At 71.8% G+C, this 20,688-nt stretch carries 18 protein-coding genes; 8 read left to right on the top strand and 10 right to left on the bottom strand.

Annotated elements, in window-relative coordinates:
- Window positions 1-198: 198 nt before the first annotated feature.
- A complete protein-coding gene (locus BN6_RS40945; protein ID WP_015105771.1) occupies window positions 199-603 on the bottom strand; it encodes a DUF5318 domain-containing protein in 405 nt (134 codons plus the stop codon).
- A gap of 165 nt (window positions 604-768) precedes the next feature.
- Here BN6_RS40945 and BN6_RS40940 point away from each other — a divergent pair, with 165 nt between their 5' ends.
- Both BN6_RS40940 and BN6_RS40935 read left to right on the top strand, forming a co-directional pair.
- On the top strand, window positions 769-1,326 hold the full coding sequence (locus BN6_RS40940; RefSeq protein ID WP_015105770.1) for a PadR family transcriptional regulator: 558 nt from the start codon (window positions 769-771) through the stop codon (window positions 1,324-1,326).
- A gap of 25 nt (window positions 1,327-1,351) precedes the next feature.
- Window positions 1,352-2,443 (top strand): inositol-3-phosphate synthase, encoded by a 1,092-nt coding sequence (locus BN6_RS40935; RefSeq protein ID WP_015105769.1) that lies wholly within the window; start codon window positions 1,352-1,354, stop codon window positions 2,441-2,443.
- A gap of 374 nt (window positions 2,444-2,817) precedes the next feature.
- Here BN6_RS40935 and BN6_RS40930 read toward each other — a convergent pair whose 3' ends face one another.
- Together BN6_RS40930 and BN6_RS40925 are read right to left on the bottom strand one after the other, a co-directional pair.
- The gene (locus tag BN6_RS40930; protein WP_015105768.1) at window positions 2,818-3,558 is read right to left on the bottom strand and encodes an SDR family NAD(P)-dependent oxidoreductase; all 741 of its coding nucleotides are present in this window, start codon (window positions 3,556-3,558) and stop codon (window positions 2,818-2,820) included.
- A gap of 58 nt (window positions 3,559-3,616) precedes the next feature.
- A complete protein-coding gene (locus tag BN6_RS40925; protein ID WP_041315729.1) occupies window positions 3,617-4,255 on the bottom strand; it encodes an HAD family hydrolase in 639 nt (212 codons plus the stop codon).
- A 65-nt stretch (window positions 4,256-4,320) separates the two neighbouring features.
- On the opposite strand from BN6_RS40925, the gene BN6_RS40920 reads away from it, so the two are divergent.
- The 5 genes from BN6_RS40920 (at window position 4,321) to BN6_RS40900 (ending at window position 11,742) form a co-directional block, all read left to right on the top strand.
- Window positions 4,321-5,481, top strand: a complete 1,161-nt coding sequence (locus tag BN6_RS40920; protein ID WP_015105766.1) for an MFS transporter — start codon at window positions 4,321-4,323, stop codon at window positions 5,479-5,481.
- Window positions 5,482-5,557: 76 nt separating this feature from the next.
- Complete coding sequence (locus BN6_RS40915; protein ID WP_015105765.1) at window positions 5,558-7,558, top strand: PhoX family protein; 2,001 nt, start codon at window positions 5,558-5,560, stop codon at window positions 7,556-7,558.
- A gap of 144 nt (window positions 7,559-7,702) precedes the next feature.
- Entirely contained in the window at window positions 7,703-9,793 is a 2,091-nt protein-coding gene (locus BN6_RS40910; RefSeq protein WP_015105764.1) for a PhoX family protein, read from the top strand.
- 108 nt (window positions 9,794-9,901) lie between these two features.
- Window positions 9,902-11,080 (top strand): hypothetical protein, encoded by a 1,179-nt coding sequence (locus BN6_RS49425; RefSeq protein ID WP_015105763.1) that lies wholly within the window; start codon window positions 9,902-9,904, stop codon window positions 11,078-11,080.
- On the top strand, window positions 11,077-11,742 hold the full coding sequence (locus tag BN6_RS40900) for an SDR family oxidoreductase (protein WP_015105762.1): 666 nt from the start codon (window positions 11,077-11,079) through the stop codon (window positions 11,740-11,742). The genes BN6_RS49425 and BN6_RS40900 overlap by 4 nt, the downstream gene beginning before the upstream one ends.
- 21 nt (window positions 11,743-11,763) lie before the next feature.
- Here BN6_RS40900 and BN6_RS40895 read toward each other — a convergent pair whose 3' ends face one another.
- The 5 genes from BN6_RS40895 to BN6_RS40875 all read right to left on the bottom strand — a co-directional run bounded on the left by BN6_RS40895 (window position 11,764) and on the right by BN6_RS40875 (window position 17,384).
- Window positions 11,764-13,065 (bottom strand): amidohydrolase family protein, encoded by a 1,302-nt coding sequence (locus BN6_RS40895; protein ID WP_041315727.1) that lies wholly within the window; start codon window positions 13,063-13,065, stop codon window positions 11,764-11,766.
- A 270-nt stretch (window positions 13,066-13,335) separates the two neighbouring features.
- Window positions 13,336-14,517, bottom strand: a complete 1,182-nt coding sequence (locus tag BN6_RS40890) for a sensor histidine kinase (RefSeq protein WP_015105760.1) — start codon at window positions 14,515-14,517, stop codon at window positions 13,336-13,338.
- Window positions 14,518-14,798: 281 nt separating this feature from the next.
- Window positions 14,799-15,911: a nitric oxide synthase oxygenase gene (locus tag BN6_RS40885; protein ID WP_231904890.1), complete on the bottom strand. Its 1,113-nt coding sequence runs from the start codon at window positions 15,909-15,911 to the stop codon at window positions 14,799-14,801.
- Window positions 15,912-16,056: 145 nt separating this feature from the next.
- Window positions 16,057-16,698, bottom strand: coding sequence for a tRNA (guanosine(46)-N7)-methyltransferase TrmB (trmB, locus tag BN6_RS40880; RefSeq protein WP_231905489.1), 642 nt, complete (start codon window positions 16,696-16,698; stop codon window positions 16,057-16,059).
- A 107-nt stretch (window positions 16,699-16,805) separates the two neighbouring features.
- The gene (locus BN6_RS40875) at window positions 16,806-17,384 is read right to left on the bottom strand and encodes a hypothetical protein (RefSeq protein ID WP_015105756.1); all 579 of its coding nucleotides are present in this window, start codon (window positions 17,382-17,384) and stop codon (window positions 16,806-16,808) included.
- A gap of 245 nt (window positions 17,385-17,629) precedes the next feature.
- Between BN6_RS40875 and BN6_RS40870 the strand changes: the two genes are divergently transcribed.
- Complete coding sequence (locus BN6_RS40870; RefSeq protein WP_231904888.1) at window positions 17,630-18,862, top strand: S8 family serine peptidase; 1,233 nt, start codon at window positions 17,630-17,632, stop codon at window positions 18,860-18,862.
- A gap of 3 nt (window positions 18,863-18,865) precedes the next feature.
- On the opposite strand, the gene BN6_RS40865 is transcribed toward BN6_RS40870, so the two are convergent.
- Together BN6_RS40865 and BN6_RS40860 are read right to left on the bottom strand one after the other, a co-directional pair.
- The gene (locus BN6_RS40865) at window positions 18,866-19,771 is read right to left on the bottom strand and encodes an ABC transporter ATP-binding protein (RefSeq protein ID WP_015105754.1); all 906 of its coding nucleotides are present in this window, start codon (window positions 19,769-19,771) and stop codon (window positions 18,866-18,868) included.
- A gap of 154 nt (window positions 19,772-19,925) precedes the next feature.
- Complete coding sequence (locus tag BN6_RS40860) at window positions 19,926-20,687, bottom strand: ABC transporter permease (protein WP_015105753.1); 762 nt, start codon at window positions 20,685-20,687, stop codon at window positions 19,926-19,928.
- Window position 20,688: the final 1 nt, after the last annotated feature.

Here is a 20,688-nt window from a genome sequence, read left to right as displayed (position 1 = left end):
GGCTGATCTCCTGCGCCGTGGCGTGGGGGCTGCGCGCCGTCCGGGTCCTCCCCGGTCGGCCACTGCGGCTCTCCACCACGGTGCCTGTCGTCATGCTGGTCGTTCACGAAAAAGCCTCCCAGACCGGCGTGCCGTCGCACGCGGTTCGGTGGTCGTACGCCGTCGCTCGGGTGAGCGACGCCCGTGGTCGGAGGTCGTTCACTCCGCCGCGGTCCTCCTCCGTGGCTTTCCAGAGTTCAGGCCACGTGTTCCCAGGACGTATGACTGCACCAGGTGGTTCCAACTACACGTGCGGCAAACTTCCACCACGTACACGGTGAACTCCTCGAAGAGGTTCGCCATGCGGGTGAGCTCCTCGACGGTGCGCGCGGACCCGGCCGCGTGCTTGAGCTCGTCGCCGTACACCCACGACACGAGGGTCAGCGGCTCCTTGCGGCACACCGGGCAGGTCACGTCGCTCGGCCGGCCGTGGAACTTCGCTGCTCGCAACAGGTACGGGCTCGCGTCGCAGACCTCCATCGTGCCCGTCCGGCCCGCGTAGACCTCCGCCAGCAGCGCACGGCGCTGTAGCGCGTAGTCCACGACCTGACGTTGGGTCAGCACGGGACCAGAGTACGTGGCGGCCCAACCCCTTCGTTGAGCCGTTCAGGGCAGTGGCCGTGATCACGGTGTGACCTGGTGCGGCACGTCACTTCTCAAGTCGTGGGCGGATGTATCGAGCCGATATACTGGCCGCACCCATCGGCGCTAGGTGCGAGGAGGTGTCGCTTGCTGGAGTTCGCCATCCTCGGACTGCTGCATGAGGCGCCCATGCACGGCTACGAGCTGCGCAAGCGTTTGCACGAGCTGTTGGGAGCGTTCCGGGCGTTCTCCTACGGGACGCTGTACCCCACGCTGCGCAGGCTGCAACGCGACGGGTGGATCGTCGAGGAGGCGCCGGAGGAGGTCCGGTCCTGGGGCCGCCGCGCGCGCAAGGTCTACCAGCTCACCGCGGAGGGCAAGGAGCGGTTCGCCGACCTGCTCGCCAACGCGGGCCCGCAGACGTGGGACGACGACTCCTTCGGCGTCCACCTGGCCTTCTTCTCCCGCACGCCCGCCGAAATAAGGATGCGGATCCTCGAAGGCCGCCGGCGGCGGGTCGAGGAGCGGCGGGAGGGCCTGCGCACGGCGTTAGCGGGCGCGAGCGAGCGGATCGACCGCTACACGCGCGAACTGCACCGCATGGGGTTGGACAGCACCGAGCGCGAAGTGCGGTGGCTCAACGAGCTGATCGCGCACGAGCAGGCCGAACAGCGCGAACAGGACGAAAAGCCCAATGGGCATTGACGTAGAACAAGAAGGAGGACTCGGCATGGGCGACAACCGCCGCACCGTTCGAGTGGCCATTGTCGGGGTCGGCAACTGCGCGGCGTCGCTGGTGCAGGGTGTCCACTACTACCGCGATGCCGAGCCGGGCACGCGGGTCCCCGGTCTGATGCACGTCGAGTTCGGCCCCTACCACGTCCGCGACGTGGAGTTCGTGGCCGCGTTCGACGTGGACGCCAAGAAGGTCGGCACCGACCTGTCCGAGGCGATCGGCGCCAGCGAGAACAACACGATCAAGATCGCCGACGTGCCGCCGCTGGGCGTCACCGTGCAGCGCGGGCACACCTTCGACGGGCTCGGCCGGTTCTACCGGGAGACCATCGAGGAGTCCGACGAGCAGCCGGTGGACGTGGCGCAGGCGCTGCGCGACGCCGAGGTCGACGTGCTGGTCTCGTACCTGCCGGTCGGCTCGGAGGAGGCCGACCGCTACTACGCGCAGGCGGCGATCGACGCGCGGGTGGCGTTCGTGAACGCGCTGCCGGTGTTCATCGCCTCCGACCCCGAGTGGGCCCGCAAGTTCGAGGAGGCCGGCGTCCCGATCGTCGGCGACGACATCAAGTCCCAGGTCGGCGCGACCATCACGCACCGCGTGCTGGCCAAGCTGTTCGAGGACCGGGGCGTCCAGCTCGACCGCACCATGCAGCTCAACGTGGGCGGCAACATGGACTTCCTGAACATGAAGGAACTGGAGCGCCTGGAGTCCAAGAAGGTCTCCAAGACCCAGGCCGTCACCTCGCAGGTGGACCGCGAGCTGGGCAAGCGCAACGTGCACATCGGGCCGTCGGACTACGTGGCCTGGTTGGACGACCGCAAGTGGGCCTACGTGCGGCTGGAGGGCCGGGCGTTCGGCGACGTGCCGCTGAACCTGGAGTACAAGCTGGAGGTCTGGGACTCCCCGAACTCCGCGGGCATCATCATCGACGCGGTGCGCGCGGCGAAGATCGCCCTCGACCGGGGCATCGGCGGCCCGATCCTGTCGGCGTCCTCGTACTTCATGAAGTCCCCGCCGGTGCAGTACTCGGACTCGGCGGCGCACGAGGCGGTCGAGGCGTTCATCCGCGGCGACGTGGAGCGCTGACCCCTCGTTCGGGTGCTCACCCCCTCGGTTCGACGGCCCTGGCCTGCGAACCGAGGGGGTTTCGTCATGACCTTGCTGTTCGTCGCCGTGCTGGCGGCAGGAGCTCTGGTGCCCACCGGGCAGGCTGGTCCGACGTGCCTGCCGGCGAGCCCGACCGACCCGACCAGGCTGTGCGCTGGAGACCACGACCGATCCCGCGCGCTCGGAGAGCGACAGGTACCGCGCGTGCGCCGAGGCCGCGACGCAGGTGTCCGCGCAGTTGTACACCGTGTGCACGCCCTGAACGCCTGAACAGAACGTCCCGAAGAGAACGCCCGGGACGGAACGCCCTGGCCGGAATGCCCTGGTGAGGCCCGAGCCAGCCGCCCGGTGCGTCAGGTCTGCGGCTCCTGGCGCTTGGACAGGCGCAGGGACTGCCACGACCCGTCGGCGGTCCACCCGCCGTCCACGGGCAGCGCGACCCCGTTGACGAACCCGCTCTTGGCGGGGTCGGCGAGGAAGGCCACGGCCTGCGCGATGTCGTCGGGGTGGGCGAACCGGCCGAGCGGCACGTGGTCGGTGATGTCGGCGTCGGCGTAGTGCCCGCCGGCCTGCGACTCGACGTCCATCCCGGTCTTCACCCAGCCGGGGCACACGGCGTTGACCCGCACCCCGCGCGCGCCCCACTCGACGGCGAGCGTGCGGGTCAACCCGATCAGCCCGTGCTTGGTGGTGTTGTAGGCGGCGCGGTCGGCGACCCCGCGCAGGCCGGCGACGGACGCGATGTTGACCACCGATCCCGAGCCGCGGGCCAGCATCGTCCGGCCGAGCGCCCGGGTGACCAGGAACGGCCCGGTCAGGTTGACCGCGAGCATCCGCTGCCACTGCTCGACCGAGGTGTCCTCGAACGCCCGGATCCCGGCGATGCCGGCGTTGTTGACCACCACGTCGACCCGCTCCAGCCCCGCGGCCAGCCGGGCGACGTCCGCCTCCGACGACACGTCCCCGACCACACCGCCGGGCGTCTGCTGGAGGTCGAACCCGACGACGGCGTACCCGTCCGCGCGCAACACCTCGCAGATCCGCTCCCCGATCCCCTGCGCCGCCCCGGTGACCACCGCAACTCGCTGCTCCATGCCCGTGAGGCTAGGTCGCGGGGGTGGAGCAGCGGGGTGCGAGACGGGGGCGGGCGGGTCAGCCGGCCAGGGCCGCCGGCAGGTCGGTGATCGAGTGCAGGACGGTGACCTGCGCCAACACCTCCGGGTCCGGGGGGAAGTGCGGGTTCGGGACGGCGTAGACGGTCATCCCGGCGGCCAGGGCCGAGCGCAGCCCGTTGGTGGAGTCCTCGACGGCCGCGCAGCGGGACGCCTCGACGCCGAGTTCCGCGGTCGCCAGCAGGTAGACGTCCGGAGCGGGTTTGCCCGCGCCCGCCTGTTCGCTGGAGACGGCCACCGGCACGACGTCGGCCAGGCCGGTCGCGGCGAGGAACGAGGTGATGAGCACCGGCGGGGAGGAGCTGGCGATGGCGACCGGGTGGCGGGCGGCCACCGCGCGGACCACGTCGACCGCGCCGGGCAGGACGGGGGGGCCGGTTTCGTAGCGGCGGGCCATCTCGGCGACGACGCCGGTCGCGGCCTCGGCCGGGGTCAGCTTCACCCCGACGGCGGTGACCAGGTAGTCGGCCCACTCCGGGGTGCTCATCCCCTGCATCGCGCGGGTCGAGTCGGGCAGCCAGGTGCCGCCGTGCCGGCGGGCGAACGCCTGCCGCACCTCGTCCCACACGGTCTCGGAGTCGACAAGTACGCCGTCGAGGTCGAACACCACCGCATCCACACCCGGCACCGTAGTGTGAGGGCACTTACTTAGCTACCCTAACCAAATAATGTTAGGGTAGCTAAGTGAATTTCCTCGACCAACCCCGTCAGGTGTGGGTCACGGCGTTCGCCGCGGTGATCGCGTTCATGGGTATCGGTCTCGTCGACCCGATCCTGCTGTCCATCGCGGAGGGCCTGCACGCCACTCCTTCGCAAGTCACCCTGCTGTTCTCCTCCTACCTGGGCGTCCAGGTCCTCGCCATGCTGTTCACCGGCGCCGCCAGCGCCCGGTTCGGGGCCAAGCGCACGCTGGTCGCCGGCCTCGCGCTGATCGTGGTCGCGACCGTGCTGTGCTCGCTCGCCTCGAACATCACCCAGTTGGTGGGCCTGCGGGCCGTCTGGGGCCTGGGCAACGCCTTCTTCATCGCCACCGCGCTGAGCGTCATCGTCGGCGCGGCCGCCGGCGGCCAGGGCAAGGCGATCCTGCTCTACGAGGCCGCGCTCGGCCTGGGCCTCTCGGTCGGCCCGCTGCTCGGCGCGCTGCTGGGCAGCTTCTCCTGGCGCGGCCCGTTCATCGGCACCGCCGTGCTGATGGCGGTCGCCTTCGTGCTCTGCTCGGTCTTCCTGGCCAACGACAAGCCGCAGCACTCGATCCGCCTGCTCGACCCGTTGCGGGCGCTCAAGCACCCGGGTCTGCTGCGCACCGCGCTCGGCTCAGCCCTCTACACCGCCGCGTTCTTCGCGGTGCTGGCGTGGTCGCCGTTCGTGTTCCAGTGGGGTGCGGTCGAGATCGGGCTGATCTTCTTCGGCTGGGGCGTGTGCGTCGCGGTGGCCGGCGTCTGGCTCGCGCCCAAGCTCGCCGCGCGGTTCGGCGAACGCCGCACGACCATCGTGGCCGTCCTGGCGTTCGCGCTGCTCATGCTGGTCATGGCGGTGCCGGGCAAGCCGCTGCTGGTGGCCGCGGTGATCGTCAGCGGCGTGGTGAGCGGCCTGCTGAACACGCTGTTCACCGGCACCGCGATGAGCGTCAGCCCGGCACCCCGGCCGGTGGCCAGCGCGGGCTACAACTTCCTGCGGTGGATGGGCGGCGCGGTCGCCGCGACGTTCGTCAGCCACCTCGCCCAGCCGTTCGTGGTCGCCGCGGTGTGCTGCGTGCTGGCCGCCGGCCTGCTGGCCGTCGGGCGCACCAGGGAGCAGCCGATCACACCTGCCGACGTGCTCGTCGGCGAAGAGGTCGTGGGTTAGCCCCGGCAGTGGGTTAACAAGGAGTGAACGCCGGCCTACGGTCAGTTGATCCGAACTGACCGTAGGAGGCGTGGCAGTGCGACACCTTCCCCTGCTGGCCAACCACTCACCCGGCCGCGCCGCCGTCACGTGCGAGTACCGCTGCGGTGACGCGTGCTTCCACGACGCCCCCAACACCTCGGCCAACCCGTACTTCGGTGACCTGCTCACCCGCCGCACCGCGATCAAGGCCGGCGTGGTCGTCGCCGCCCTCGGGGCCACCACCACGTCCCAGGCCGCCGCCGAGCCCGCCGCCGCCGAGCCCGCCGCCTTGGGCAATGCGCGCGGGCTCGACTTCACGCCCGTCCAGCCGAACACCCGGGACGCCGTCGTCGTCCCGGACGGCTACCGCCAGGCGATCGTGATCCGCTGGGGCGACCCGCTGTTCCCGGACGCGCCGGAGTTCGACTTCGACCACCAGAGCGCCGCCGCGCAGGCCCGCCAGTTCGGGTTCAACTGCGACTTCGCCGCGCTGCTGCCGCTGGACACGTTGGGGCGCGACAACCTCCTGGTCACCAACCACGAGTACACCAGCGAGCCGTTCATGTTCCGCGGCTACGACCCGGCCAACCCCACCCGCGAGCAGGTGGAGATCGCCTGGGCCGCGCACGGCCTGTCCGTCGTCCTGGTCCGGCAGGGGCGCGACGGGCTCACGCCGCGGTTCTCCCGCTACAACCGCCGGATCACGCTGACCACCGAGTTCGAGGTGCGCGGCCCGGCCGCCGGGTCCGAGCACCTCAGGACCTCCGCCGACCCGACCGGCCGGAAGGTGCTGGGAACGCTGAACAACTGCGCCGGCGGCGTGACGCCGTGGGGCACGATCCTGTCCGGCGAGGAGAACTTCAACCAGTACTTCGCCAACGCCGGCACGGACCCGCGCCGCGCCCGCTACGGCATCACCCCCGGCACCACGACCCGCAAGTGGGAGCGGTTCGACGACCGGTTCGACCTCGCACGGGAACCCAACGAGGTCAACAGGTTCGGCTGGGTGGTCGAACTCGACCCGGACGACCCGGACTCCACGCCCGTCAAGCACACCGCGCTGGGCCGCTTCAAGCACGAGTGCGCGAACGTCCGCGTCGCGCGCGACGGCCGCGTGGTCGCCTACTCCGGCGACGACGAGCGCTTCGAGTACATCTACAAGTTCGTCTCCAGCGGCCGGATCCGGCGCGGTGGCAGCAGGTCCGCCCGCCGGCACAACATGACGCTGCTCGACGACGGCACGCTCTACGTCGCCAGGTTCACCGGCGACAGCCCGCCCGAGGAGATCGACGGCACCGGGAAGCTCCCGCGCGACAAGGCGTTCGACGGCCGCGGCGAGTGGGTCCCGCTGGCCCGCGGCGACCGCAGCTTCGTGCCCGGCATGACCGCCGAAGAGGTCTACGTGTTCACCAGGCTCGCCGGCGACCGGGTCGGCGCGACGAAGATGGACCGGCCGGAGGACATCCAGACCCACCCGCACACCGGCACCGTCTACTGCGCGCTGAGCAACAACGTCGACCGCGGCAAGCCCGGCAAGGAAGGCGCGACCGAGCCGAACCCGCGCGTGCTCAACAAGCACGGCCAGGTGCTGGAGCTCACCGAACGCGGCGGCGACCCGCTCGCCCTGCGGTTCCGCTGGAACCTGCTGCTGGTGTGCGGCGACCCGGAGGATCCGGACACCTACTTCGCGGGCTACGACAAGTCGCGCGTCTCGCCGATCTCCAGCCCCGACAACGTGGCGTTCGACCGGCACGGCAACCTGTGGATCTCCACCGACTCGGCGGGCGCGTTGGCCGGCCTCAACGACGGGCTGTACGCGGTGCCCGTGCAGGGCCCGGAACGCGGCCACCTCAAGCTGTTCCTCACCGTGCCGCGCGGCGCGGAGACGTGCGGGCCGGTGATCGGGGAGCGGGTCGTGACGGTGTGCGTGCAGCACCCCGGCGAACTCGACGGGGCGAGCGCCGACCGGCCGGCGTCGCACTGGCCCGACGGCGGCGACGCCCAGCCGCGGCCGTCCGTCGTAGCGGTGTGGCGCGAGGGGTTCATCGGTGGCTGAACGACCACGACACGTGCGGTGAGCAGGCGGTTCCGGTCGGCAAGCGGTCGAGGTGTTCGCCTGGCGTTCACCTTGAAGTCCGTTGGATGAGTGATTACCAACCTACGGTCGCCCCGTTCCCACTGTGCGATCGCGGAGGTCCGTGTGTCCTCATCCACCACCGATCGGGGCCGCAACCTGCTGCCCCTGCTGCCCAACCACCCCCTCGGGCGGTCGGCGATCACCTGCAAGTACCGCTGCGGCGACGCTTGCGCGCACGAGGCTCCCAACACGTCCGACAACAGCTACTTCGGCGACGTCGTCGGCGAGGTCGTGCGCCGGCGCGGGCTGCTCAAGGCCGGTGCGGTGCTCGCCGTCGCGGGCGCGGGCGTCGGGCTCGTCGGTGCGGGCACGGCGGCCGCCGCGCCCGAGGTCGAGGCGGAGGCGGACCGCGACCTCGGCGGTGGCCGGCGCCGCGACGGCCTGAACTTCAAGCCCGTCGCGCCGAACACCGAGGACCGGATCGTCACGCCGGAGGGCTACGAGTCCGCGGTCGTCATCCGCTGGGGCGACCCGGTGCTGCCCGGCGCGCCGAAGTTCGACTTCGACCGGCAGACGCCCGCCGCGCAGGCCAAGCAGTTCGGCTACAACAACGACTTCTGCGGCCTGGTCCCGCTGAACCACTGGAACCGGTGGCTCATGGTCAGCAACCACGAGTACACCACCGAGGAGTTCCTGTTCAAGAACTGGGACGCCGCCAACCCGACGCGTGAGCAGACCGAGATCGCGTGGGCCGCGCACGGCCTGTCCGTGGTGCTGGTCGAGCGCGACCACCGCAGCGGCAAGCTCGTGCCGAAGGTGGACCGCACCTACAACCGCCGGATCACGGTGACCTCCGAGTTCAAGGTCACCGGCCCGGCCGCCGGCTCGCAGTTCCTCAAGACCTCCGCCGACCCGACCGGCACGAAGGTGTTCGGCACGCTGAACAACTGCGCCGGCGGCGTGACGCCGTGGGGCACGATCCTGTCCGGCGAGGAGAACTTCAACCAGTACTTCGCCAACGCGGGCGCGGTCACCGACCCGAAGGTCAAGGAGCGGCTGACCCGCTACGGCCTGGCCGGCGCGGCCACCACCCGCAAGTGGGAGCGGTTCGACAAGCGCTTCGACGTGGCACAGGAGCCCAACGAGGTCAACCGGTTCGGCTGGGTCGTCGAGATCGACCCGCTCGACCCGAACTCGACCCCGGTCAAGCACACCGCGCTCGGCCGCTTCAAGCACGAGGGCGCGAACGTCATCATCGCGCGCGACGGCCGCGTGGTCGCGTACATGGGCGACGACGAGCGCTTCGACTACATGTACAAGTTCGTCTCCGACGAGCGGTACAAGCCGGGCAACAGCCGCTACGCCCGTGAGCACAACAAGAAGCTGCTCGACAAGGGCACGCTCTACGTCGCCAAGTTCACCGGCGACAGCCCCGCGGAGGAGTTCGACGGCTCCGGCAAGCTCCCGTCCGACGGCGAGTTCGACGGCTCGGGCAAGTGGATCCCGCTCGCGGCCGGGAACAAGTCGTTCGTCGAGGGCTTCACCGCCGAGGAGGTCTACGTCTTCACCCGCCTCGCGGCGGACAAGGCCGGTGCCACCAAGATGGACCGCCCCGAGGACGTCGAGCCCAACCCGCGCAACCGCCGGATCTACGCGGCGCTGACCAACAACACCGACCGCGGCAAGGCCGGCAAGGAAGGCGCGACGGAGATCAACCCGCGCGTCAACAACAAGCACGGCCACGTCCTGGAGGTCGAGGAGCGCCGCGGCGACAACACCGCGCTCACGTTCTCCTGGAAGCTGCTGCTGGTGTGCGGCGACCCGACGTCGGCGGACACCTACTTCGGCGGCTACGACAAGACCCAGGTCTCGCCGATCTCGTGCCCGGACAACGTGGCCTTCGACAGCCACGGCAACCTGTGGATCTCCACCGACGGCAACGCCCTCAAGTCCAACGACGGCCTGTTCGCCGTCCCGGTCGAGGGCCGCTACCGGGGCCGCGTCAAGCAGTTCCTCACCGTCCCGAAGGGCGCCGAGACCTGCGGCCCGGTCGTCGAGGACGACTTCGTCCTGGTCAGCGTCCAGCACCCGGGCGAGATCGACGGCGCGTCGGCGAACAACCCGCTCTCCCACTGGCCCGACGGCGGCACCAGCCAGCCGCGCCCGGCCGTCGTGGTGGCGTGGAAGAAGGACAAGGGCCGCATCTGCGGCTGACCGCTTCGGCGGGACGCGGGAGCCGGACGGGCCACACCCCGTCCGGCTTTCCGGGCAGGACGGGACGATGGTGGGCAGAACTGCCGTGCCGACCAGGAGGTGGCTCCCATGCCGGACCCGATCGGCGGTGCTGCGGCGTCCGCCCTGCTGCGAACCCTCGCCGGAAGGACGGCCCGCGGACCGGAGCCGCGTGGCACCGGGAAGTACCACTACGTGCACACCTCCAGCACCTACCTGCGCAAGATCCGCACGCTGGGCAGCCCGGAGATCAAGGGCGGCATCGAGCACTCGGAACGCCGGCAGTGGATCGCCGCCGACGGGTCCGGCCGCCTGCTGGTGACCCAGGGCGGCCAGAGCGTGCAACCCACCGGCGACTACGCGCCAGGGCGCCTGGCGGCCGCCTTCATCACCGCCACGGATTCCGCCGCCGTCGCCGCCGAGCTGCGGAAGCGGAACCCGCAGGGGTCGACGCCGGCGGCGTTCAGGTCGTTCGTCGGGATCTGGAAGCACCAGGTCGTCCCGTCCACGTTGCAGCGCTTGCTCCTGCTCGATCTCGCCGATCACCCCGGCCTGTCGGTGGACAGCGTGCCCGGGGCTTTCGCCGACCGGCCCGCTGTGGCGATCGGTCACGTCGCCGAAGGCCGGCGGCACCTCTTGGTGTTCGACCAGGAGACCGGAGCGTTGATCGGGGACGACGTGACCGCGCTCGACGGTGCCACACCGCCGGTGCCCACTCCGGCGACCATCAGCAGGACCGAGTGGCATTCCTCGGGGTACTCCACGACAACCGCCGAGCCGGGTCAGCGGCCCTTGCTCTTCCTCGACGTCGACGGTCCGCTGATCCCGTTCGGCGGCGGCGGGGCGTACCCGGCGTTCCGGTCGGTGGACGGTGGCAACCCGTTGCTGGAGCGGGTCGATCCGGCGCACGGGGCACGGCTCGCGGCTCTCCCGTGCGACCTGGTGTGGGCCACGACGTGGGGTGCCGACGCCAACGCCGACATCGCCCCGTTGCTCGGGCTGCCGCCGCTGCCCGTGGTCGAGTGGCCGGACGACGGCGAGCCCGCGCCGGGCGGCCTGCACTGGAAGACCCGCGCCCTGCTCGCCCACGCCGGCGGTCGGTCGTTCGCGTGGGTGGACGACGAGATCTCCGACGCCGACCGCGCGCACGTCGCCGCGCACCACCCGGCACCGGCGCTGTTGCACCGGGTGGACCCGCGTCGGGGGCTCGCCGACGTCGACCACGCCGCACTGGCCGACTGGCTGCGAAGCCTTAGGGTCGGGGCATGACCGATCGTCCCGTCGCCCTGATCACCGGTGCGTCCCGCGGTATCGGGCTCGCCGTCGCGCGTGGCCTCGCCGCCACCCACGACCTGCTGCTCGGTGGGCGCAAGGTGGAGACCGACCTGCCGAACGCCCGTCCGTGGGCCGTCGACCTGACCGACGCCGAGGCGCTCGCCGAGGCCACCGCGGACCTCACCCGGCTCGACGTCCTGGTGCACAGCGCGGGCGTCGCCGAGGTGGGCCCGCTCGCCGAGGCGACCGCCGGCACGTGGCACCGGACCTTCGAGCTGAACCTGTTCGCGGTGGCCGAGCTGACCCGGCTGACGCTCCCGCTGCTCCGCGCCGCCAAGGGGCACGTGGTGCTGATCAACTCCGGCGCGGGCAAGCGCGCGGACGCCAACTGGGGCGTCTACGCCGCCAGCAAGTTCGCCCTGCGCGCCTACGCCGACGTGCTGCGCGCCGAGGAGACCGACCTCCGGGTCACCTCGGTGCACCCCGGCCGGGTCGACACGGACATGCAGCGCGAGGTCCGCGCGCAGGAGTCCGGCGACTACGAGCCCGGCAAGTACCTCACGGCCGACTCGGTCGCGCGGGCCGTCCTCACCGCCGTCCACGCCGGCGAGGACGCGCAGTTCCCCGAGATCGTCGTCCGCCCGCGCGCCCGCTAGTCGACTCCTGGCCCAGGACGGCTAGCGCAGCCGCCGGGACACGGTCGCGACCCCCGCCTGGGCCTCACGCCGGTCCACGCGGGTGGTCTCGCCGTCCGCGACCACCTGCTCGCCGGCCACCCACACGTCCTTGACCCGGCGGGTGCCCGACGCCCAGACGAGGTTCGCCAGCACCTGCTCGTCGGGGCTGTCGAGGCCGGTCGCGAAGGCCGGGTCGTCCACGTCGACGTGCACGACGTCGCCCCACCGCCCGGCCTCCAGCGCGCCCAGGTCGTCCCGACCCAGTGCCGCCGCACCGCCCCGGGTGGCCAGCAGGAGCGCGTCGGCGGCGCGCATCGCGGTGGCGTCCATCGACGTGACGCGGGCCAGCAGCGCCGCCAGCCGGGCCTCCTCGAACAGGTCCAGGTCGTCGTTGGACGCCGGGCCGTCGGTGCCCAGGCCGATCGGCACGCCCGCGTCCAGGTACTCGCGCAGCGGCGCGATCCCGGACGCCAGCTTGGTGTTCGAGCCGGGGCAGTGCGCGACGCCGACCCGGTGCTCCGCGTAGATCGCGATGTCCTCCGGCGACAGGTGCACCGAGTGCGCCGACAGCACCCGCCCGCCGAGCACGCCCGCCTGCTCCAGCAGTCGCGGCACGGAGCCGTGGCTCGCGCGCTGCTCCACGTCCTCCTCGGTCGACTCGGCGACGTGCAGTTGCAGCAGCGCGCCGCGCTCCCGGGCCTCGCCGGCGATCTCGCCGAGCGCCTCGGGCTTGAGCAGGTACGCCGAGTGCGGCCCGTAGGACAGCTCGACCCGCTCGTGCGGCCCGAACCGCAGCCCGTCGGCGTCGACCCACCGGCTGATCTCGTCGGTCATCGGCCGCCACGGCATCCCGGGCAGGTCCATGATCGCCGCGCCGAAGATCACCCGCGAGCCCGCCCGCAGCACCGCGTCGGTGAGCTCGGGGCCGTGGAAGTACATCTCGGAACTCGTGGTCACGCCGTTGCGCAGCATCTCCACCGCGCCCAGCAGCATGCCCGCGCCGATGTCGGACGCGGTCATCTTCGCCTCGGCCGGCCACATCGCCTCGCGCAGCCAGCGCAGCAGCGGCAGGTCGCCGCCGAGCCCGCGCAGCACCACCATCGGGCTGTGCGCGTGGGTGTTGACCAGCCCGGGGATCAGGATCCCGGTCAGCCGGCGGACCTCGCCGTCGAACGCGGGCGCGTCGGCGGCGGGGCCGACGTGGGCGATCCGGCCGTCCACGACGTCGACGACCGCGTCCCGCAGCACGGTGCAGGACGGATCACACGGCAGGACCACGGGGGCGTGCAGGCGCAGCGACATGCCCACGATCCTGCCGCACACCCCCTGCGCACCCGGCACCCCCGCGACGCACCTCACGGCGACGCGAAATGACCCCGAGCGACCCCTAGGCTCCGAGCGGTCCGGAGCGACCCAGAGCGGACCCAAGCGGACCCAAGCGGACCCAAGCGGACCCAAGCGGACCCAAGCGGACCCAAGCGGACTTAAGCGGACTTAAGCGGACTTAAGCGGACCCAGAGCGGACCCAAGCGGCCCGGAACGGACCGGCGTACGGGCGACAGGGGGCGTGGGTCAGCGGGTTTCGGCGAGGGGGAGTTCGGCGCGGACCTGCCAGCCGCCGGTGTCGCGGCGGCCGGCGGTGAACGTGCCGCCGAGCAGTTCGACCCGCTCGCGCATCCCGACCAGGCCGAAGCCGCCGGACCCGCCGACCGGCGCGGCCTTCGGGGCGCGGCCGTCGTCGGACACCACGACCAGCACCGCGTCCGCCACGACCGCCACCGAGACGTCCACGGCGGACACCCCTTCGGCGTGCTTGCGGGCGTTGGTCAGGGACTCCTGCACCAGCCGCAGCACCGAGCGGGCCAGCGACGGCGGCACGTCGGAGGGCAGGTCCAGGCTCAGCCGCACCGGCTGGCCGGACTGCGCCACGACCTTGCGCACGTCGTCGGCCAGGTCGCTGGTCGCGGCGGGCGCGCCGGTTCCCGCGCCGTCCTCCGCCTCGCGCAACGTCCCGACGAGCCGGCGCATCGCGGTCAGCGCCTCGTTCCCGCTCTGCGCGATGATCGGCAGCACCTCCTGCGCCGCCGCCGGCACGGCCTGGGCCGCCTGCGCGTGCACCACGATCGCGGTCACGTAGTGCGCCACGACGTCGTGCAGCTCACGCGCCAGCGCGATCCGCTCGGCGTGCTGCGCGGCGGTCACCTCGGACCGCACGAGCGTGGCCCGTTCGCGGTCGCGCGCCCGGAAGTACAGCCCGGTGCCCAGCGACAGCACGAGCAGCACCGCGGCGACGACGACCTGCTGCACCAGCGTCGGCCCGCGGAAGTCCAGTTCCGCGCCGTACTTGTCCCAGAACGACGGCCGGACCCACTGCGCCACGACTCCGGTGCCGACCAGCACGGCGGTGCCCACCAGCGCCTTGACCGCGGTGGCCTGCCGCACCACGACGGCGATGATCGCCATCACCGCGGCGGTCTCGGACAGCGCCAGCCCGTCGACGAACGACCCGGTCGGCGGCTCGTCCACCAGCCGGATGAGCACCGAGGTGACCAGGACGGCGGTCGCGGCGGCCAGCGCGGCGTCGAACGGCCGGCGCGGGGCCAGCACCGCCAGGGCGGAGACGACGAGCGTGCCGGGCAGTTGCCACCAGCTGCCGTCGCCGAGCTTCTCGGTGACCACGAACAGGAGCAGCGCGCCCGCCAACGGCCATTGTCGGCGGGCCAGGACGCGCCAGCCGAGGTGTGAGCTCTCCACAGCACGTCACGGTATGTCTTCGAGGCTGAGGGCGCGTCCGTCCGGGGGTGTGTGCCGGGTCATCCGCAGGACTGACCCGAACGCGCCGGGAAATACCCCGCTGGCCGATGCCGGCGCAGCATTTCGGCAGCGACTCTGGGGAGGCAGTCGGGGAACGGAGGAACGTCGTGTTGAGTGTGGTGGCTACTTGGGCGGGCGCGGTGCTCGGGCTGTTGGTGCTGGTCCTGATGGCGCTGGCCGGTGTGCTGGTCGATTCGCAGCGGTGATTCGACCGCGGTTGTTCAGCGTCGCCGGAGAAGTTCGGCGAGACGCCCGGGGGAATGCGGCCGGGTGGTTTCCGCCGGGCCGGGGGAAAACCGCGCCGGTGCGCCGGAGCGCGCCCGGCGGGCGGCGGCCGGGTCCAGTCGGAACGCCGGTCGGTTGCCCGCGGGCCGCTGCCGCGAGCGCAGCCAGGACAGCCGGTGCAGCGACTCGGCGTGGTGGTCGGTGATGGTGACCTGGGCCAGGTCGAACGAGTGCAGCACGGCCCGGTTGAGCTCGACCACGGCGCGGTCGCGCCACAGCGAGCGCTCGGCGGAGGTGTCCAGGCCGAGGGCCTCGGCCACCTGGCGGGCCGCCCCGTAGGCGTTCTCGTCGGCGAGGCTGCGGGAGCCGATCTCGGAGCCGACGAACCAGGTGTTGAACGGCGCGGCGGGGTAGTCGACGCCGCCGATGGACAGCCGCAGGTTGGTGATCAGCGGCACCGCGTGCCAGCGCAGCCCGAGCGAGCCGAACCACGGCAGGTCGGGGTGCTCCAGGCGGACCTCGTGCACCACGTCGGGCGGGATCGCGAACAGCCTGGGCCCCTCGTGCACGGTTTCCACGACCAGCGGCAGCACGTCGAACGGGCCGGGCGGGCCGGGCGGGTTCCAGCCCAGGTCGCGCACCACGTCGGTGAGGTCGCGGTAGCGCAGGTCGCCGCTGCCGTCCGGGTGGCCCGCGTACCGGACCAGCTGCTCGTTCCAGATCACCGGGCCGGGCGCGGCGGGGGAGTCCGGGGCGAACACGGTGATCAGGGGGCGGATCTCGCCGCCGTTGGTGGCCAGCCGCAGGTGCTCCACGCACTCGCCGGCCACGGCCGCGGCGTTGCGGAAGCCGCGCAGGTCGCGGACCTTGAGCCGGCGCCACGGGACGCCGCTGGTGCACCAGCCGCTGTCGCGCAGGGCGATCCGCGCGCCGTAGGACAGCTCCTGCGGGGTGTGCCGGTAGGTGCCGGTCTCGGCGATCTCGTCGCGGATCCGCGACAGGCGCGGCCCCACCGGCCCGGCTTCGGGGTGGGCGATGTGGAACATCCGGAGGAACCCCTCCGCGGCGTCCAGGTCGAGCGTTACCGGTTCGTTGTCGATGGCGGTCACGGGCGGCAACCGTAGTTGCGGGACGGAGTGACTCGTCACTGCCAGATGGGGCACACGAAGTGATCGAACCGGCTCGCTCGATGGAGTGACGAAACGACGGTGAGTCGCTGTCTCGACCACTCGATGACGTGGCTTTATGCCACGGTCAGGTGAGTTCGATCCGGTCGAACATCAGATCGTGGCTGATCCGGTCCTCCTCGACGGCCCGCTGCTCGAACTTCGTGACCGGTCGCCAGTCCGGCCGCGGGGACCAGTCGGCGTGCCGGTTGCGCAGCAGCGGCTCGGCGGAGCAGACCGCCAGCATCTGCTCGGCGTAGTTCTCCCAGTCGGTCGCCAGGTGCAGCGTGCCGCCGGGCCGCAGCCGGGTGGCGAGCAGGCGCACGAACTCCGGCTGCACGAGCCGGCGCTTGTGGTGCTTCTTCTTCGGCCACGGGTCCGGGAAGAAGATCCGGACGCCGGCCAGCGAGTCCGGTGCGACGTGCTCGGTGAGCAGGTCGACGGCGTCACCGCGCAGCACGCGCAGGTTCGTCACGTCGAGCGCTTCGGCGCGCATCAGCAGCTGGGCCAGGCCCGGCTTGTAGACCTCGACGGCCACGTAGTTGAGCTCCGGCGCGGCGGCGACCAGCTGCGAGGTCGTCTCACCCATGCCGGAGCCGATCTCCAGCAGCACCGGGGCGTCCCGGTCGAACCAGCCGGCGAAGTCGACGGGACCGGCCGGGAGCGCCTTGACCTCGCGGCCCAAGCGCTCCCAGTGGCGGTCCCAGGCCCGCTCCTGCCCGACGGTCATCCGCTCACCGCGTTGCACGTAGCTGACGATGGAGCGGTGGTGCGGTGGGCGCTGGCTGGACGTCGTCACGGGCGTACAGCCTAAGCGGTGGAACGGGCGGCGCTGTCTCAGGCGATGTTCTCCAGGTCGTCGATCTGCTCGCGCAGCCCGGCGGTGGTGAACTCGATGGGGTGGCGCGGACCGGGACCCCGGTGCGCGGGGAGCAGGTCCACCCAGCCGGCGTGCCGGTCGGTGAACTGCACGGTGGTCGGTTCGGCGGGGCCGTACACGCCGCTCTCGGACGGCACGAACTCCCAGTACCCGACCTCGCCCTCGGTCGCCCAGGGCACGAAGACCCAGCCCGGTCGGGCCGCGAGCAGCGCGGTGACCTCGTCCTCGACGGCGAAGCCGGCCGCGCGCGAGGGCAGCTTCCCGCGGTCGAGGGCGCGCAGCCACCAGGGTGCGGGTGCCGTGCCGCCGACGGCCCGGTAGAGGGCGAGCACCTGCTGCTCGTCGGCCCGGTGGATCCAGGCTCGTCGGCTCTGCGCGGGTGCGGTGCAGATGCCGGCGCCGCCGGCGGGTTCGATCGCGTGCGACCATTCGAGGGCCATCATCGGCTCGACGCGAAGGGCGTGGTCACGTTGGCGCGGCAGCCTCTTCGCGCCGGTCGGGGTCTGGGCGTCCACATCTGGGTCAAGCACCGTCACGGGTTCACCTCCGGGGAGTTCCTGGACGGGGTTCGCCGAATTCGTGTGCGGCTTGGTGCCGCCTCACGATTCATTACTTTCCATCTGACCTTGTTCAGACGGATCTGTCACCGCGCTGTGCGGGAGTTCACTCGGTCTTAACAGCGCTCTTACTCCGATTGCCTGACCGGCGGTCGTCGAAACATAACCGAAGTGGAATATTTGTGATCTCGACCACAGGGGGAATTCGGGCGATGAGGGGCCGGGTGATCGCTCTCGTCGGCGCGATCCTGCTATTCCTGCCGGGGGCGGCCTGGGGAACCGCGGCGGGGCCTTCCCGGTGGCGGGCGCAGAGCATCGAGGAACAGCAGTGGCACTTGGCCGCGATGGGCGCGCACCGGGCCCACGAGCAGTCGCGCGGCGACGGCGTGGTGGTCGCCGTGGTCGACTCCGGCGTTGACGACACGACCCCTGACCTGGCCGGGGCGCTGCTGCCGGGCACCGGGTTCGGCAGCGCGGCGGGCACCGACGGCACCGCGGACGAGGACGGCCACGGCACCGCGATGGCCACCCTGATCGCCGGTCGCGCGATCGACGGCGGAGCGTTGGGAGTGGCGCCGGCCGCGCGCATTCTGCCGGTTTCGGTCGGGTCCGACGGCGGTCGGTTCACCACTGCCTCGGTCGCCTCGGGGATTACCTGGGCGGTGGACAACGGAGCCGATGTGATCAACCTGTCGCTCACTTCGGAAGCCACCCTCACGCCGGATTTGTTGCGTGCCGTCAACTACGCGTTCGATCACGACGTCGTGGTGGTCGCGGGCACCGGGAATGCCGGGCAGCGGCACGTCGGCGCGCCCGCGAACATCCGCGGCGTGATCGCGGTGGCCGGCACCGAGCAGGGGAATGCGGTCTGGGCGTCGTCCAACACCGGTCCGGAGACGGTGCTGGCCGCACCGGCCGCGGGCATCGTCACGGCGGTGCCGGTCGCGGTCTCCTCGACCGGGTACGCGTCGGTCGACGGGACCTCGGCGGCCACCGCCCTGGTCTCCGGCGCGGCGGCCCTGGTCCGCTCCCGGTACCCCGACCTGGACGCCGGGAACGTGGTGAACCGGCTCGTCACGACCGCCCTCGACCTGGGCGAACCCGGCCGCGACGACCCGACCGGGTTCGGCCTGGTCGACCTGGTCGCGGCGCTGTCCGCGCAGGTCGCGCCGGTGGACCGCAACCCGCTGGCCCCGCCGCCGCGCACCACCCCGGCACCGCCCCCGGCGGGCTCGACCGACGCGGCCGAGCCGTCCGACGTGCCGCGGCCGGACGCGGCCGGCGGACCGGGGCCCACCCGCGGCGTGCGGGTGCTGGTCCTGCTCGGCGGGTCGCTGCTGGTCGTGCTCGCCGTCGTGGTGGTCGCGGTGCTGCTGTCCCGGCGACCGCGCGCGGCCCGCCCGGAGGTCTCCGCGCTGCCGCCGCCGTCCGACGAGTTCTGGCGGCACGCGCCCTGAGCGTCACTCGTGCGCGTGGTACTCGACGGACTCGCGGGTGAGCTGCATGAACGCTTCCTCCAGCGACCCGAGCTGCGGGCTGAGCTCGTGCAGGGTGATGCCGTGCTCGCCGGCCAGCTCGCCGATCACCGCCGCCTCCACGCCGTGCACGACCAGCGCCTGGTCGGTCGCGCTGTCCACCACGCGGCCGCGTTGGGCCAGCAGCGGGCGCAGCCGGTCCAGCTGCGGCGAGCGGACCTTCACCGTGTCCTCGGTGGCGTCCTTGATGAACTGGGCGGTGCTGGTCTGCGCGATCAGCCGGCCCCGGCCGATGACGATCAGGTCCTGCGCGGTCTGCGCCATCTCGGAGAGCAGGTGGCTGGAGACGAACACCGTCCGGCCCTCCTCGGCCAGCCGGTGCATGAACTGGCGGATCCAGAGGATGCCCTCCGGGTCCAGGCCGTTGACCGGCTCGTCGAACAGCAGCACCCGGGGGTCGCCGAGCAGGGTGCCCGCGATGCCCAGCCGCTGCGACATGCCCAGCGAGAAGCCGCCGGCGCGGCGCTTGGCCACCTGGGTCAGGCCGACCAGGTCGAGGACCTCGTCCACCCGCCGGTCCGGGATGCCGTTCGACTTCGCCAGCCACTGCAGGTGGGCCCGCGCCGAGCGGTTGGGGTGCACCCACTTGGCGTCCAGCAGCGCGCCGACGGTGCGCAGCGGGTGGTGCAGGCCCAGGTAGCTCTTGCCGTCGATCAGGACCTGGCCGGAGGTCGGGCGGTCCAGCCCGAGGATCATCCGCATGGTGGTCGACTTGCCCGCGCCGTTCGGGCCGAGGAAGCCGGTGACCCGACCCGCCTCGACCGCGAACGAGAGGTTGTCCACGGCCACGGTGGTGCCGTAGCGCTTGGTCAGTCCGGTCGCCTCGATCATGGCTGCTCCTGTTCGATCCGCCACTGCCGAACGTGCCACTTCCGTCGAACGACGAGAGCTCGGGTCACCCCCCGAAGGTGACCCGAGCTCTCCCCCCTTCCCCGCGTCCCGCCTCGGCCGGCCCCGATCCCGGCCGAGGCGGGGTGGTTGGTCTTTAGGCGTCCCGCCGCTTCACGACGACCAGCGAGATGATGTAGATCACCAGCGCGATACCCGCGAAGTAGGCGAACGAACCCCACGGCGGGAGCTCGCCGACCACCGGCGGGCCGGCCCCCTCCGGCAGCGAGCTCGCGTCCGGGTCGCCGAAGATGAACTTGCTGACCACGGTGAACGGCATCCACTTCTGGATGTCGTCGCCGATGTTCGGGATGAACCCGACCACGCTCTCCAGCACCAGCGCGAACACCAGGATGATCGACACCGCGCCGGCGGTCTGCCGGACCAGCGCGCCGACGCCCAGCGCCAGGATCGCGCCGGCCGCGTAGACCAGGCCGATGCCGGCCACGTGCCGCCAGTCGTTGGCGGAGTTCAGCGCGAGCTGCGAGTTGTCCTGGGCGAGCACCCAGCTCATGCCCCACGAGCCGAACGCGACGGCCTCGCCGACCAGGCCCGCCAGCAGCGAGACCACGACGGCCTTGGCCACCAGCGGCGAGATGCGGTCCGGCACGGCCTGGAACGTCGCCTTGATCGTCCCGAACCGGTACTCGGTGGTCACCGCCAGCGCGGCCATCACCATGATCACGTAGAGGCCGAACGTGTGGGTGAACACCGAGCCGATCACCGGCATGGGCGCGTTGTCCCAGTTCGCCGCGATGATCGAGGTGAGCCCGACGGTCAGGCCGAGCGCGAGCAGCATGCACCACCACGGCGACCGCGTGGTGAAGAGCTTGATCCGTTCAACAGCGAGCAGAGTCATG

It is taken from the genome of Saccharothrix espanaensis DSM 44229 (genome assembly GCF_000328705.1).
Taxonomy (GTDB): Bacteria; Actinomycetota; Actinomycetes; order Mycobacteriales; family Pseudonocardiaceae; genus Actinosynnema; species Actinosynnema espanaense.
Note: the sequence above shows the minus strand (reverse complement) of the source record. Positions and strands in the feature narration are given on the sequence as shown.